We start from the raw sequence: 14,961 nt of genomic DNA, 5'->3' as shown, positions 1-14,961 counted from the left end.
ACTATATATTATGAAATTTTTTATAGATACAGCAAACCTTGATGATATTGCAGAAGCACAAGCTTTAGGTGTTTTAGATGGTGTTACAACTAACCCATCATTAATGGCTAAAGAAGGCATTACAGGTGAAGCCAATATTTTAGCACATTACCAAAAAATTTGTGAAATAGTTGATGGAGATGTAAGTGCCGAAGTTATTTCAACTGATTTTGAAGGGATGGTTGCCGAAGGAGAAAAGTTAGCAGCTTTACACTCGCAAATAGTAGTAAAGTTACCATTAATTGCCGATGGTATTAAAGCGTGTAAATACTTTTCAGATAAAGGTATAAGAACAAATGTTACTTTAGTTTTTTCTGCAGGACAAGCATTACTAGCAGCAAAAGCAGGAGCTACTTATGTGTCTCCATTTATTGGTAGATTAGACGATATTTCTACAGATGGTTTAAACTTAATTGCAGAAATAAGACAGATTTACGATAACTATGGTTTCGAAACACAAATTTTAGCAGCTTCAGTACGTCATACAATGCATGTAATAGACTGTGCTAAGTTAGGGTCTGATGTGATGACTGGACCTTTATCATCAATTAAAGGATTACTAAAGCACCCTTTAACAGATATTGGTTTAGCTAAATTTTTAGAAGACTATAAAAAAGGAAATCAGTAAGTTCCTTAATAAGTTATATAATATAAAAAAAGCTGTCTAAAAAGTAAATTATTAATACTTTTTAGACAGCTTTGTATTTGAAGTATATCTATAATTATCCTTTTGCAGTAGACTTTCCGTAAACTAAACTTGCAAGAATACCTATTATCCCAAAATGAACAATATAAATAATGGCGTTTATAATAGTTCCGAATAAATCTAAAATGTTTGATGTTGAGTGATCAATAAGCCCACCTCCAAGACCTATTAAAATACCAACCCATATACCAAATTGAATCCCGTGAGAAGTACCATGTGTACCTCGAGCCCATTTTGAATACATAGTTGAAAATGCAAATCCTACAATTAAGCAGCCAATCGCCAGAATAGCCATATTTGGTGATTCTTTCATAAGACCATTAGTAACAGTATGGTCTGCAAGCATAGGGTCACCTATAATTCCCCAAAGTAGCCAACCACCAAGAAACCCCCAAAGCCCTGTGATAATCGTTGAAATTAAATTTGTTTTTGAAAACATAATACTAGTTTTAATTGGTTAATATGTATTTAAATATATATAAAATTATTAAATCAATAATTTTTTAGTTAAAAAAATAAAAATATCTTAACTTAAGAAAACCCCTAAACGTTGTTCAAAGGCTTTCGTTTAAATTGTTGTTAGTACCTGTTTATGAATGTTTGAAAAAGGGTCATTCTAACGAATTTGAATAGAAAGAAATGACATGAGCTTTAACTTTTAGATTTAAGCCAATTTATCGAGTTATTTTATTAAAAAAAATAATTAAATTTATGGTAAATTTTTTGTAACAATTTTACTGTTAAGTAGTCTAGTTAATAGCGACTAAATCAATAATTTGTAACTTTGTTTTTCAAGAATCATCAAAAAATGAACATTAACGATAATATAGAGTCTCCTTTAAATTTAAAAGTGAGTTTTAATATGCTGTTACAGCAATACGAAACTTTAGCTAAAAGTGACGACGAATTTATTGCAGCTAAGGCAAACCGTATATTAAAAACGGCGTCCGATTTCCCAGAATTACGAGCCGGTTTTAGTGATGTTTCAATAATAGAAAAAAGGAAAAAAGAAATACGAACAATACTTCAAGATTCGTTTAGTCCGCTTTTAACAAAAAATGAGATTAAAACAGCATCAGTTCCTTTCCATAATTTAATTTTTAATTCTTCAGAACGATTTAAGAGTATTATTAAAAATGCCGGTAACGATTTTGAGCTTCAAATGAAAAATATGCCGGAAGATGATACGTACATTATAGCATGTACTATTATTTTAAATTTTTGTTATGGTTATAATTTAAATTTTAAACGACCATTTTATTACGAAATACCGGATGTTAATGGCATACTTCATTATTATAAAATATTATATAATGCCGATTTTTGTGAAATAGTTCCAACTAAGACCGCTAAAAAAATTACTCAGGAAGATTACGATGAATTGTTAGACAATTTTGAAAATATTGATCTTTGGAAAGAGAAATTCCCGCCTAACAGTTATGATTTTAAGGGGTTCGTAATATCCAACATTTTTGATGTTACTGATGATCAATCTATATCAAATATAAAATCTAGCCTAATAGGAGATGATAAACGAAAAGATGAAGGTTTCATGGAAGGGTTTTATGAAATTTTCAGATCACTTCTGGGTATAAAAGATATTAAGGTAGGATTTTCAATCTACAATGATGAAGAACAAACGTTCGAACGTGTTTATGGTGTTGGAATGAATAGTTTTCTTATCGGAAATGTTGAAAGTGAAAGTTGCACAGATGCATTATGTGGATGGTCTTACGATAGGCTACTAAAAGAAAAGAAATACTTCTCGGTATCGGATGTCGATAAAGCATTAGAGATTTCAAAAGGATGTTCACCACATATTAAAGCGCTACATAAACAAGGTATAAAGAGTGCTATTTTAGCGCCTATTGCTAATGATAATGGACTTATGGGGATTCTAGAAATAGTATCGCTTAAACCACAAGTGCTTAATAGTATTAATGCCAACAAGTTGGTAGATATTATGCCATATATAGTATCGGCTGTAGAGCGCTCTAAGAGCGAAGAAGAAAATTTAATAGAAGCTATTATTCAAAAAGAATGTACATCAATACACCCAAGTGTACATTGGCGATTTGCAAAAGAAGCGAAAAATTTTATTAAAGCAGAGATGAATGGAGAAGAAGCAACTTTTAAAAAGATTGCTTTTGAAAATATTTATCCGCTTTATGGACAAATAGATATTAAAGGCTCATCTGAAGCTAGAAATAAAGCAACAAGACAAGATTTAAGTTTGCAACTTAAGGCTGTTAAAAATATTTTTAAAAAGACCTTAGAGAGTCAGGCTTTACCAATTTACGAACAGTTTATTTATCAAATTGATGATTATTTAAATGGTTTAGAGAAGTATTTTCAAGTAGATAGTGAACAACAAATTTCTGACTTTTTAAAACAAGATATAGAACCCGTTTTAAAACACCTTAATACAATTGATGCATTTAAAAAAGATGTTAGTTCTTATTTTGATAGTATAGATGATAAAATCAATGTATTATATAACCATAGAAAAGCATATGATGATACCATAGCTACCATTAATAAAGAAATGGCGTCGCTATTAGATAAAAAACAGGAAGAAGCACAGGCCATGTATCCACATTATTTTGAACGCTTTAAAACCGATGGTGTAGAGCATAACATGTATGTTGGAGAATCTATTACTAAAGAAAATAGTTTTAATCCTATTTATCTTTATAATTTAAGACTCTGGCAGTTGCAAGTGATGTGCGAAATGGAAAACGCGTATTATCAAATGCAATCTAAATTTCCGGTGGCTTTAAATGTAGCTTCAATGATTTTAGTATTTAATCAACCCTTATCTATAAGTTTTAGAATGGATGAAAAACAATTTGATGTAGATGGGACTTATAATGCCAGATATGAGATTGTTAAAAAGCGTGTAGATAAAGCTTATATAAAAGGAACAACAGAGCGTGTTACCCAAAAAGGAAAAATAAGTATTGTATATTCTCAAAAACAAGACGAAAAAGAATATTTAAGATATATTAAATTTTTACAATCTAAACACTATTTAGATACCGATATTGAAATAGTAGAGCTTCAGGATTTACAGGCAGTTACAGGCTTAAAAGCGATTAGAGTAAGTGTACTATATCATAAAAGTGAGGAAGACAAAGCTTTTTATACTTACGATGATTTAATGAAAGAAATTAAAGCTTAGTTTTCGATTTTAAATTTACAATTATCAAGTAGTCTTGCAATATGCTCCCTAGAAAACTTAGCGTTTTTCATTTTGTTATTTTCTGGATTTAGAGAAATATTCAATAAATCTGCAATCTCCTACTCATCTAGCTATAAATGCTTTTTTGAATAGTTTAGATTTTCGAAAACTTTATTTTCAATCAATGGTTTTTCAAAATTTTATTATACAAGAGTAGTGACTCCGGAAAAAAACTGAAATGCAATAGCAAAAGCAATAACACTCACTATAATACCTAACATAAAGACGCTATAAGTAAGTCGGAGTATTTTATATTTTTTGTCTAAAACCAACCCCAGAAAATACAAATCTTTTTTCATAGAAGAATAAAGATATTCTTTATCCTGCATCATTTCACCCATAGCCCATTCAAAATCGTTAAGGCTCATTTTATGAAAATTACCAAAAAATAAGAGGTTTACTTTTTTATTCGCAACATCTTCTTTTGTAAACTTACCGCTAGTAACATTTGGGCGTGTCGCTAATATTGATAATACAATAGATATCACCGTAAATAATACAAAAATAATTGTAGGAACAATTAAATAGTGATTTGATGCATTATCTAGTTTTGAAACTAAATTAGAAAGGACTAAGGATACTATTATAGCATTAACCGATAATAAAATATTAGCTTTAGTGTCTGCAATATTGCTTAAAGTGATGTGGTTTTTAAGAGTGACCCTAAACATCGTCTCAATACCACGTTCTGGTAATTCTACTTTATTTTTCTTTAAGCTTAATTCTTCCTTTTTATATTTAAGTTTGGTGCTTTCTTTATGTAATTTATTATGTGTTTTTAATAATTGTGAGAGGTTTTTACTCTTTGTTTTATCCCATTTAGCAGAAGCTTCATTCGTATAAAATCTATGGTTTTTAGATAAAAAATCAATATTCATACTTAACCACTCTTCTTCACTTAACGTTTTATCGCATGTAATTTCCCATTCTTTTCTAAGCAGTTCGGTAACACTGTCGAAATTTTTACTTCCAATATGAGCACAATCAGCATCTTTAATTATTTTTTCAAGATAATTTTTTGGCTCATAGTCCATTTTGGTAGCTAAAATTAGATCAGATACGTTTTTTATATCATTTTCAGGTACGTTATGCTCCTTTAAAAAATTACTTGCAATTTTCACACTTTCTGCTTCATGGTTTTCTATGTCTTTAGTGTAACCAGTATCATGAAACCAAGCGCTTAGTATTAAGTGTGATTTGTCTGTTTCATTTAAGTCAATAAGTTTAGCTAGTTCATTGGCTTTCTTAACCACATCTTGAGTATGCGATAAATTATGATAGACAAATTTGTTATCAAGATTTTCATTTAAGTATTGAATAACATATTTTTCTGCTTCAATAATGAGATTTTCCATAGAAAAGAAATGATTTTTAGTAAAAATACTAAACTTTAATTAATGTCAAGTTAACGCTTTCATTTGTCGTATATTTTAGAATTACTTTCATAGGTTGCTTAGTTAGCTAAACTGTAAGGAATAAAGCTTAATTTAGACTAGTTTTAAGATAAGTTCTTATATTTAAAAAGAAAGGAAATATTACTATGTTAACTTGGAAAGAAGTAATCAATTTTTCTGTAAAAGGAAACCCTGTACCAGACAGACGTGTTGAAAAAACAGATGACGAATGGCAGGCTCAATTAACCCCAGAACAATTTAGAATTACACGGCAAAAAGGAACCGAACACCCACATAGTGGAGCCCTTTGCAGTACGCATGACGCGGGTAAATATAACTGTATATGTTGCGATACGGCACTGTTCGATTCTACTATAAAATTTAACTCAGGTACAGGGTGGCCTAGTTTTACACAGCCCATTAAACAAAATGCTATTAAATATGAAAGAGATATGGCATTTGGAATGGTACGCGTAGAGGTGATGTGCAATACATGCGACGCACATTTAGGGCATGTATTTCCTGATGGTCCAGAGCCAAGCGGATTGCGTTATTGTATAAATTCAGAATCAATGCAGTTAGAAAAAAAGGAAGTTAATGGGAAATAAAAATTTACAATTAGCCACTTTTGGAGGTGGTTGTTTTTGGTGTACCGAAGCCATTTTTCAAGAAATAAAAGGAGTAGAGCAAGTCGTTTCTGGATATTCTGGTGGAAATGTTCCAGGAAAACCCACATATAGAGAAGTTTGTTCTGGTTTAACAGGACATGCTGAGGTCGTGCAAGTTACTTTTAATGCCGATATAATTTCTTATGAAGATATTTTAGTCATTTTTATGACTACCCATGATCCTACAACTTTGAACCGGCAAGGAGCCGATAAAGGTACGCAATACCGATCGGTGATTTATTATCACGATGATAAACAAAAAGACATTGCAGAGATTGTTTTAAAAGAAGTTGGGGTGTATTATGAAAATGCTGTGGTTACAGAAATTAGCCCTTTAGATGTGTTTTATGAAGCAGAAGACGATCATCAAAACTACTATAGAAATAATGAGCAACAAGGCTATTGCAGTTTTGTAATTACGCCTAAATTGGCAAAACTGCGTAAGCTTCATGCAGATAAATTGAAATAATTAAAAAAGGAAAGGAGCATTCAAATGTCAAATCATCCAGAGCAAAAACAAGTGTTTAATGCGCCAGAATTTCACGTCAATGATTGGATTGACGCTAATGGAAATAAAACAAAAGCAATAAAACTTTCAGATTATAAAGGTAAATTTAAAATAGTATACTGTTTTCAAAGCTGGTGTCCTGGTTGCCATAGTAAGGGGTTGCCAGATCTTAAAAAAATGGTAGAAGCTTTAAAAGCGCATTCAAATATCACATTTTTGGCTATACAAACAGTTTTCGAAGGTTATGAGGCTAATACGTACCAAAAGATGGTGGAAACACAAAAAAAGTATGACTTAAAAATACCGTTTGGGCATGATGCTGGGGATGATGGCAAATCACGATCTAATATGATGACTAATTATCAAACAGGAGGAACTCCTTGGTTTCTTTTTATTGATAAGCATGATAATGTCGTATTCTCAGATTTTCATTTGAATCCAGATGCAGCGATCAATTTTTTAAAAACAATTGGTTAAATGAAAAGAACCATTAAACTTTATGGTGCAGAAAGATGTCACAAAACCCAATATTATAAGGCGTTTTTGGAAACACGCAATTTAGATTACATGTTTCTTGATGTCGAAACTAATGGTGCTTTTGCTGATGAATTAAGAAGTTTATACGAAAATAGAAAACTCAATTTCCCAACAATAACAATAGGAGATAAGAAATTAAGAAATCCGTCTGATAAAGAACTGGACAAATATATTGCAAATTTATATGGACAGTAAACGAGCTAAAATAGCTTTAGGAGGCGGTTGTCATTGGTGTACAGAAGCTGTATTTCAATCGTTAAAAGGTGTTATAAAAGTTGAGCAAGGTTACGTCGCTTCAGTTGAAGAAAATAGTAGTTTTTCAGAAGCTGTCATAGTACATTTCAATACAGAAAATATTGCATTAAAAACACTTATCGAAATTCATTTACATACACATAAAAGTACAAGTAATCATTCTATGCGAAGCAAATATAGGTCTGCTGTTTATGTGTTTTCAGAAGAACAAAAAAGAGTGTCGGAATACATTATTAAATATTTTCAGAAAGACTTTGGCCATAAGTTAATTACTAAAGTCTATCCTTTTCAATCCTTTAAAGCATCAAGAGAAGCTATTCAAAATTATTATCAAAAAAATCCAAATAAACCCTTTTGTAAAACATTTATTGATCCTAAATTAAAGTATTTGTTACAAAAATTTTCTTATCAAGTTAATAAAAGTAAAGTGTCATGTATAGATACGACTATAGCATAAAGATTTAAAAATGAGAAGATCAAAATTAAATATTCAGAATAGTAAAGGCTTAAAACTTCAGGCATATTTAGAATTGCCAGCAAATCAAAAACCAAATTACTTTGCCATTTTTGCACACTGTTTTACATGTACAAGTTCATTAAGTGCGGTAAAAAATATTAGTCGAGCCTTAACGAATTATGGTTTTGGAGTAGTAAGATTCGATTTTACAGGTTTAGGTAGAAGCGAAGGAGAGTTTGCAGAAAGTCATTTTTCTGGCAATGTTGATGATTTAATTGCTGTAAGTAATTATATGAGTTCTAATTACCAAGCACCTTCATTATTGGTTGGCCATTCGTTAGGCGGTGCCGCTGTATTGTCGGCAGCTTCTCAATTAGAACATGTTAAAGCGGTTGCAACTATTGGAGCACCAGCCACAGTGAGTCATGTAACACATTTGTTTTCTCATAGTATTGAAGAAGTTAAAGAGAAAGGAGAAGTAGAAGTTAATATTGGAGGACGTCCTTTTAAAATTAATAAGGACTTTGTTGAGGATTTTGATAAAACCGATTTGCCTTCCATTGTAAAGACATTACGCAAACCGTTATTAATTTTGCATGCACCTTCAGACACCGTTGTAGGGATTAAAAATGCAGAGCAATTATACCATCATGCACATCACCCTAAAAGTTTTGTAACACTTGATAATGCCGACCATTTATTGTTAAATCCAAATGATAGTAAATATGCTGGAAATATGATTGGAACATGGGTACAGCGATATTTTGAGTTTAAAGAAAATAAAATGTTGGAAACTAAAGGCGAGCAATTAGTTGGACATTTAAATTTAATTGAAGACAATTTTACAACGTCCATTCAAACTAAAAATCATACAATGATTGCAGATGAACCTACTTCTATTGGAGGTGATGATTTTGGGCCTTCACCTTATGAGTACCTCAATGCAGGTTTAGTTGCTTGTACAGCAATGACCTTAAAAATGTATGCGCAACGTAAACAATGGGACTTACAAGAGGTGTTTGTTTATGTAACGCATTCCAGAAAACATAGTGACGACTTGGGCTTAGAAATAGAAACACCAACTTACTTGGATCATATAAGTAAAAAGTTGAAATTTGTTGGTAATTTGGATGAAAAACAAAAAGAACGCTTAAAAGAAATTGCATCAAAATGTCCAGTACATAAGACGATTGCAAGCGAAGTCGTTTTTGATACAACCATTATAGAAAATTAAATTATTACCTTTAATACATCACAAAACCCTCATATGTATACTCAATATAAAACCATTTTAGCTTTAATTGTCATGCTTATATTAAGCGCTTGCGCTACATATAAACCACAATATAAAAATCCAAATACAGACAGTTCTTTTCCAGATAAAGAGATCGTACATTCTTTTTATTTAATTGGTGATGCCGGTAATTCATCTTTGGGAACATCTTCAAAAGCCTTGCAATCATTTAAGGAAACATTAAATAAAGCTTCAAAACATAGTACAGCTCTTTTTTTAGGAGATAATATATATCCAAAAGGGTTGCCCAAAAAAGGAGATGAAGGACGAACTTTTGCAGAGCATCAATTAAATATTCAAACAGAAGCAGTAAAAGATTTTAAAGGAAAAGCAGTTTTTGTTCCAGGAAATCATGATTGGTATAGCAACGGGCTTAAAGGCCTTAAAAGACAAGAAAAGTACATTGAAGATATATTAGGAAAAAACACGTTTCTGCCCGAAAATGGTTGCCCTATTGAAAAAGTAAATATATCAGACGATATTGTTATGATTGTTGTTGATTCAGAATGGTATTTAACTAACTGGAATAAACACCCAACGATAAACGATGATTGCGAAATAAAGACACGAACTAAGTTTTTTGACGAATTTGAAGGAGAAATAAAAAAAGCAAGAGGAAAAACAACCATTGTTGCTATGCATCATCCCATGTTTACTAATGGACCTCATGGGGGACAGTTTTCTTTTGGGAGCCATATGAAACCCATTCCGGTTTTAGGAACGCTAAAAAATGTAATACGTAAAACAGGAGGTGTAACGATTGTAGATATACAAAATAAGGCATATAATGAATTTAAAAAACGCATTGTTACCTTATCTCAGGAAAATGACAAAGTCATTTTTGTGTCCGGACATGATCATAACTTACAATACATCGTCAAGGACAATTTACCTCAAATAGTAAGTGGATCCGGTTCTAAAGAAACCGCTACACGTAATGCAGGAAAAGGTCAGTTTTCTTATGGATCAGAAGGATATGCAAGGCTAGATGTATTTAAAGGTGGTTCATCTTATGTTCGGTTTTATTCGGTAAAAGACAATGCGATTGTATTTCAAACACAGGTTTTAGAAGCAGAAGACACTGAAACAATTAACAATTATAAAGAAACTACAGACAAAGAAGTTATAGCCTCCATTTATTCTGATGAAGAGACCACTAAAAGCGGGTTTTATAAAATGCTATGGGGCGAACGTTACCGTGATGCATTTAGTACAAAAGTTAAGGCGCCTACAGTAAGGCTAGACACACTTTTAGGTGGATTAACCCCTGTTAGAAAAGGAGGAGGGCACCAATCAAAATCGTTAAGATTAAGAGACCGTGAAGGTAAGGAATATGTTATGAGAGCACTTCGTAAAAATGCTATTCAATATATTCAAGCGGTGGGATTCAAAGATCAGTATATAGAAGGTCAATTTGATGACTCTTTTACAGAAAACTTAATACTGGATGTTTTTACAGGTTCACACCCTTATGCCCCTTTTACAATAGGAACACTATCTGATGCTGTTGGTGTTTATCATACAAATCCGGTACTTTATTATGTCCCGAAACAATCTGCGTTGGGTCAATTTAATAATGAATTCGGAAATGAACTATATATGATTGAAGAACGGGCAGATTCCGGTCATGGAGATAAGGCTAGTTTTGGTTTTTCAAATAAAGTAATAAGTACAGACGATCTGTTAAAAGAATTAAAAGAAGACGAAGATCATGTTTTAGATGAAGCAGCTTACATAAGAGCACGTCTGTTTGATATGGTAATTGGTGATTGGGATAGGCACGAAGACCAATGGCGTTGGGCAGAATTTAAAGAAAAAGGCAAAAAGATTTACCGTCCGATACCAAGAGATCGCGATCAGGCATTTTCTATCATGGCAGATGGAACATTACTTGGTTTTGCAACGACTATAATCCCTTCGATGCGCTTATTACAGAGTTATAAAGAAGATTTAAAAAGTCCAAAATGGTTCAATTTAGAGCCTTATCCTTTAGATATGACTTTAATTAATCAGTCAAGTAAAAGTGTTTGGGATACCCAAGTAAAGCATATTATAGAAAATTTAACAGATGCTGTTATAGATGAAGCCTTTTTAAATTTCCCTCCAGAAGTTAATAAAGAAGCCATAAAAGACATAAAGCGTAAACTGATAGGAAGACGTCATAATTTACAAGCGATTTCCGATAAGTATTATGACTACATTAGTAAATTTGGAGTTATTAAAGGAACAGATAAAGATGATTGGTTTCAAATTGAGCGGATGCCTAAAGGAGAAACTAAAGTAACCGCCTATAGAATTAAAAATGGAAAAAAGGCAGATGTATTTCATGAAAGAACCTATTCCTGTATAAATACTAAGGAAATCTGGATTTATGGTTTAGATGATGATGATAAGTTTGAAGTTTCTGGAACAGGCGATCAACTTATAAAAATACGATTAATAGGAGGGCAAAATAATGATACCTATACAATTAAAAATGGTAAGAGAGTTAAAATTTATGATCACAAATCTAAAAAGAACACATTTGTTACTAATAATGGACAAAAAAGACTTACGGATAATTACGAAACAAATGTATACGATCATAAAAAACTAAAAAATAGTGGGAATCAATTTATACCTACCATTGGGTCTAATCCGGACGATGGATTCAAAATAGGGTTTTCTAATACGTTTACTAATTATGGCTTTCAGCGTAACCCTTTTACATCTAAACACATCGTTTCCGGAGCCTATTATTTTGCAACACAAGGATTTGATTTAGGATATAAAGGTGAATTTGCGAAAGTTATTGGAATGATGAATTTAGCTTTAGAAGCCCAATTTACAAGCCCCAATTATGCTGTTAATTTCTTCGGATTTGGTAATAATACACCTAACCCTGAAGCAGACGAGGCCGATGGTTTAGATGTAGGCTTAAATTATAATAGAGTAAAGTTAAAAACACTAAAATTTGCACCATCATTAATTTGGCGAGGGCGTTTAGGAGCTAGTTTTAAAATTGGATTATCGTATGAATCTTATGAAGTTGAAGAAACCGAAGGGAGGTTTATTAACGACCAATTTATTGGTGATAATACAGAGGTTAGTAATGATTTTTATGGTATTGATGCTAAATATCATTATGAGAATTCCGATAATAAAGCATTTCCAACTTTAGGAATGATGGTAGCGCTCCAAACAGGATATAAAAACAACGCGAATGAGTCAAGAGGGTTTGCATACATTATTCCAGAATTAGGTTTCGATTATAAGTTAGTGCCCAGTGGACAACTCGTACTAGCGACAAAACTAAAAGGGCATATTAATTTTGGAGATGATTTTGAGTTCTACCAAGGTGCTAATTTAGGTGCTAATAACGGATTAAGAGGTTATAGAAATGAACGGTTTACAGGTAAGAGTGCTTTTGTACAAAGTACGGATATACGATTAAATTTACGTAAAGTAAGAACCGGGTTACTGCCTTTAAATATTGGGTTTTATGGAGGCGTAGATTATGGGCGTATTTGGGTAGATGACGATTTCTTATTAAACCCAAACGATCATTCAAATGATTGGAATACCTCTATTGGCGGAGGCATTTTTGCCAATGTAGCAGATATGGTTACGCTAAATGTATCTGCATTTAATAGTGATGATGGTTTGCGTTTAGCTTTTAAACTAGGGTTTGGGTTTTAATCCTGCCACGAAGCGGATTGCGAGTAATTCACTATCAAACCGAGTTGAAGTTGAAACGGGCGAAAACCGCCCCAATTAAGCACTTCACCGCTTTTTGCTATATTGCGTGTTAGCGTTTCGTTGGTTATTGTCATGCTATTTTTCATTTCTAGTTACTTATTGCCTTGCACCAAATACCAATCTACCCACGAGTCTAATTGACTTACTGAATTAGGTCGCAGTAAAATTTCTCGTTTATTATTAAGCAAATAAATGGTTGGGGTGGCAAATACATGATAACTTTGTACAATAGGGCTTTCCCATTTTTGGTAATCGCAGATGCTAATAAATGGAAACAATTCTGCAAAACTTTTAAATATGTTCTTGTCTTCGTCTAATGACACAAATACAACTTCAACGCCTTGTTCTTTCCATTTAGCATATTGTTTGGCCATTTGCGACAACTCTTGCGGGCATTGTGGACACCAACTTGCACCAAATACAACTACTGTATAATTGCTTTTTATATCGGAAAGCATTTTGGGTATTTCGGTAGCTTTATAGCTGGGTGCAATAATATCGTTCTTAAATTTAATATCTGGTGCTGTATTTCCTTTTTTCATGGCACGATAGCTTTCTAATTGTACCGCAAAATCGTTGTTAATGGTGCAGCCCTGCTCGTTGAGTAATTTCAATGCCAAATATTCTGATGCTCTGAATAAACTGCGTTTTTCAAGAGATTTGAATAAGTATTCTGTTATCTCATTCAATTTATATTCGTCCGGTAAAAGGTTTGCAACCAAAATGTCTATGGATTTATTCATTTCTATGTAAACAGAATCCAAAGAGCGACCGCTGTTTTCTATTAACCAAAAATGACTTTCAATAACTTCTTTCAGCAAGCCGCTATTATAAAGGCGTTTATCGGTGTAATCTATTTCTCTGAATGCTTGAATAGTAGAAGGAATTTCTTCGGTGCGGTATTGGGCTATGGTAGAGACCGAACTCCCCAATTTGCGAAGCGGCAAATAATAACTTACATAAGAATTTTTGGGTAAACTCGCCAAGAATAAACTGTCTTCGGCTATAATGCGTTGTTTTTCGGTTTCTATTGCCTGTTTGGGAATTTTATGAACAGCAAAAAGCGAATCTTTCCTGTAAACTTTTGTAAGGTAGTCCCATGCACTCAAAGTTTGTTCACGGCGTGGATGCTCCGTGGCATATTGCTCAAAAAGTTTATTTTGTTTACCGCTTATAATTACAATGGTTTCATGTGTAGCAAATTTTTCGGCTACTAATTGCAGGTTTTCATTTTCCGAAAGTATAATAACAAAACTTTTATTGTCCTGCAACAAAAGATAGCCCATGCCATAATCATTTTTACTGAATTTTAAATTAAATCTGCCTTTTTCATCAGCTTGTGTACTGTCAATTGCGTAAGTATCAAAACCGTTAAATCCTACAAGTTTAATGTGTTGATTGGCAAGTCCTGTAAATGTGCCTGTAATGCTGTTTTGGGCATAAGTAAAAGCACAAATGAATAATAAAACAATTATGGCTTTGAGTTTTTTCATAATACATTAATTTTAAAATTGGCATTAAAAGAAACAAGGGCTGTGGTTGAACCATGCATAGTATTACAATCCTTAAGGCAACGTACACTAAAGCCGTTCGCCCGGTTGTTGCTGTTCATGTTGGCATTGCTGCTGTTGAAGTTCAGGTTTCTGGCGTTTGTACCACTAACCGTACTTGACCAATAGTTGCCGTTAGAACCCACATTGTTGAGCGAACCATTGCTGTTGTTGCGGTTGCCTGCCACGGGCAATAAAACATATCTTCTACACATTTCAAAACAATGCATCGTTCTGAAACTGCTTACGCTTGTATCTCGCAAAAGGCGGGACGATATGTTAGGATTATTTGCTGCACTCCCCATACTATTCGTTTTTCTGTTCTTTAGCATGAGCTCCGGCAGTGTATTTTTGCCATGATGAAAGTTGTAATTTTGTTTAATGTCTTCTTTCAATGAAAAAACAATACCATAAGTTTTTTCAGTATAGCTTGTAGCTTGTATAGCTTCTGAAATAGCTTGTAGCTTTAAATTCTCTTTCTCTATTTCGCTTGCCGGAAAACCCAAACTCCGCACCTCCGCACCTACACTTTTTACAAATTTTGAGCTTACTTTATATGCCCGTACCTTTTGAG

Annotated in this window: 12 protein-coding genes and 1 pseudogene; 9 read left to right on the top strand and 4 right to left on the bottom strand. The window is 32.8% G+C overall.

Features of this window, described 5'->3' with window-relative positions; genetic code table 11:
• Positions 1 to 10 precede the first annotated feature (10 nt).
• On the top strand, positions 11 to 667 hold the full coding sequence (gene fsa, locus Q4Q35_RS01880; protein WP_303276223.1) for a fructose-6-phosphate aldolase: 657 nt from the start codon (positions 11 to 13) through the stop codon (positions 665 to 667).
• Positions 668 to 761: 94 nt separating this feature from the next.
• Here fsa and Q4Q35_RS01875 read toward each other — a convergent pair whose 3' ends face one another.
• Positions 762 to 1,184 (bottom strand): hypothetical protein, encoded by a 423-nt coding sequence (locus tag Q4Q35_RS01875; protein WP_303276222.1) that lies wholly within the window; start codon positions 1,182 to 1,184, stop codon positions 762 to 764.
• Positions 1,185 to 1,553: 369 nt separating this feature from the next.
• On the opposite strand from Q4Q35_RS01875, the gene Q4Q35_RS01870 reads away from it, so the two are divergent.
• Positions 1,554 to 3,926, top strand: coding sequence for a GAF domain-containing protein (locus tag Q4Q35_RS01870; protein WP_303276221.1), 2,373 nt, complete (start codon positions 1,554 to 1,556; stop codon positions 3,924 to 3,926).
• Positions 3,927 to 4,129: 203 nt separating this feature from the next.
• Here Q4Q35_RS01870 and Q4Q35_RS01865 read toward each other — a convergent pair whose 3' ends face one another.
• Positions 4,130 to 5,341 carry a Pycsar system effector family protein gene (locus Q4Q35_RS01865; RefSeq protein WP_303276220.1) on the bottom strand — a complete coding sequence of 404 codons (1,212 nt, stop codon included), beginning with the start codon at positions 5,339 to 5,341 and terminating at the stop codon, positions 4,130 to 4,132.
• 185 nt (positions 5,342 to 5,526) lie between these two features.
• On the opposite strand from Q4Q35_RS01865, the gene msrB reads away from it, so the two are divergent.
• From msrB to Q4Q35_RS01830, 7 genes are read left to right on the top strand one after another with little or no spacing between them, the layout of a single operon-like run.
• A complete protein-coding gene (msrB, locus tag Q4Q35_RS01860) occupies positions 5,527 to 5,988 on the top strand; it encodes a peptide-methionine (R)-S-oxide reductase MsrB (RefSeq protein ID WP_303276219.1) in 462 nt (153 codons plus the stop codon).
• Complete coding sequence (gene msrA / locus Q4Q35_RS01855; protein ID WP_303276218.1) at positions 5,978 to 6,517, top strand: peptide-methionine (S)-S-oxide reductase MsrA; 540 nt, start codon at positions 5,978 to 5,980, stop codon at positions 6,515 to 6,517. The genes msrB and msrA overlap by 11 nt, the downstream gene beginning before the upstream one ends.
• 24 nt (positions 6,518 to 6,541) lie before the next feature.
• Positions 6,542 to 7,033 (top strand): peroxiredoxin family protein, encoded by a 492-nt coding sequence (locus Q4Q35_RS01850; RefSeq protein ID WP_303276217.1) that lies wholly within the window; start codon positions 6,542 to 6,544, stop codon positions 7,031 to 7,033.
• Positions 7,034 to 7,288, top strand: coding sequence for a glutaredoxin family protein (locus tag Q4Q35_RS01845; protein ID WP_303276216.1), 255 nt, complete (start codon positions 7,034 to 7,036; stop codon positions 7,286 to 7,288).
• The gene (locus tag Q4Q35_RS01840; protein WP_303276214.1) at positions 7,278 to 7,805 is read left to right on the top strand and encodes a peptide-methionine (S)-S-oxide reductase; all 528 of its coding nucleotides are present in this window, start codon (positions 7,278 to 7,280) and stop codon (positions 7,803 to 7,805) included. The genes Q4Q35_RS01845 and Q4Q35_RS01840 overlap by 11 nt, the downstream gene beginning before the upstream one ends.
• A gap of 10 nt (positions 7,806 to 7,815) precedes the next feature.
• Entirely contained in the window at positions 7,816 to 9,039 is a 1,224-nt protein-coding gene (locus tag Q4Q35_RS01835) for a bifunctional alpha/beta hydrolase/OsmC family protein (protein ID WP_303276213.1), read from the top strand.
• Positions 9,040 to 9,072: 33 nt separating this feature from the next.
• Positions 9,073 to 12,777: a metallophosphoesterase gene (locus tag Q4Q35_RS01830; protein WP_303276212.1), complete on the top strand. Its 3,705-nt coding sequence runs from the start codon at positions 9,073 to 9,075 to the stop codon at positions 12,775 to 12,777.
• Between the two features lie 152 nt (positions 12,778 to 12,929).
• Here Q4Q35_RS01830 and Q4Q35_RS01825 read toward each other — a convergent pair whose 3' ends face one another.
• Positions 12,930 to 14,330 (bottom strand): TlpA disulfide reductase family protein, encoded by a 1,401-nt coding sequence (locus tag Q4Q35_RS01825; protein ID WP_303276211.1) that lies wholly within the window; start codon positions 14,328 to 14,330, stop codon positions 12,930 to 12,932.
• A pseudogene (locus Q4Q35_RS01820) lies at positions 14,327 to 14,961 on the bottom strand (hypothetical protein); the annotation flags it as partial. The gene Q4Q35_RS01825 and the pseudogene Q4Q35_RS01820, both read right to left, overlap by 4 nt.

The sequence above is a fragment of the Flavivirga aquimarina genome, assembly GCF_030540835.1.
Taxonomy (GTDB): Bacteria; Bacteroidota; Bacteroidia; order Flavobacteriales; family Flavobacteriaceae; genus Flavivirga; species Flavivirga aquimarina.
The sequence above is the reverse complement of the archived record's forward strand: the minus strand, read 5'-3'. Positions and strand labels throughout refer to the sequence as shown.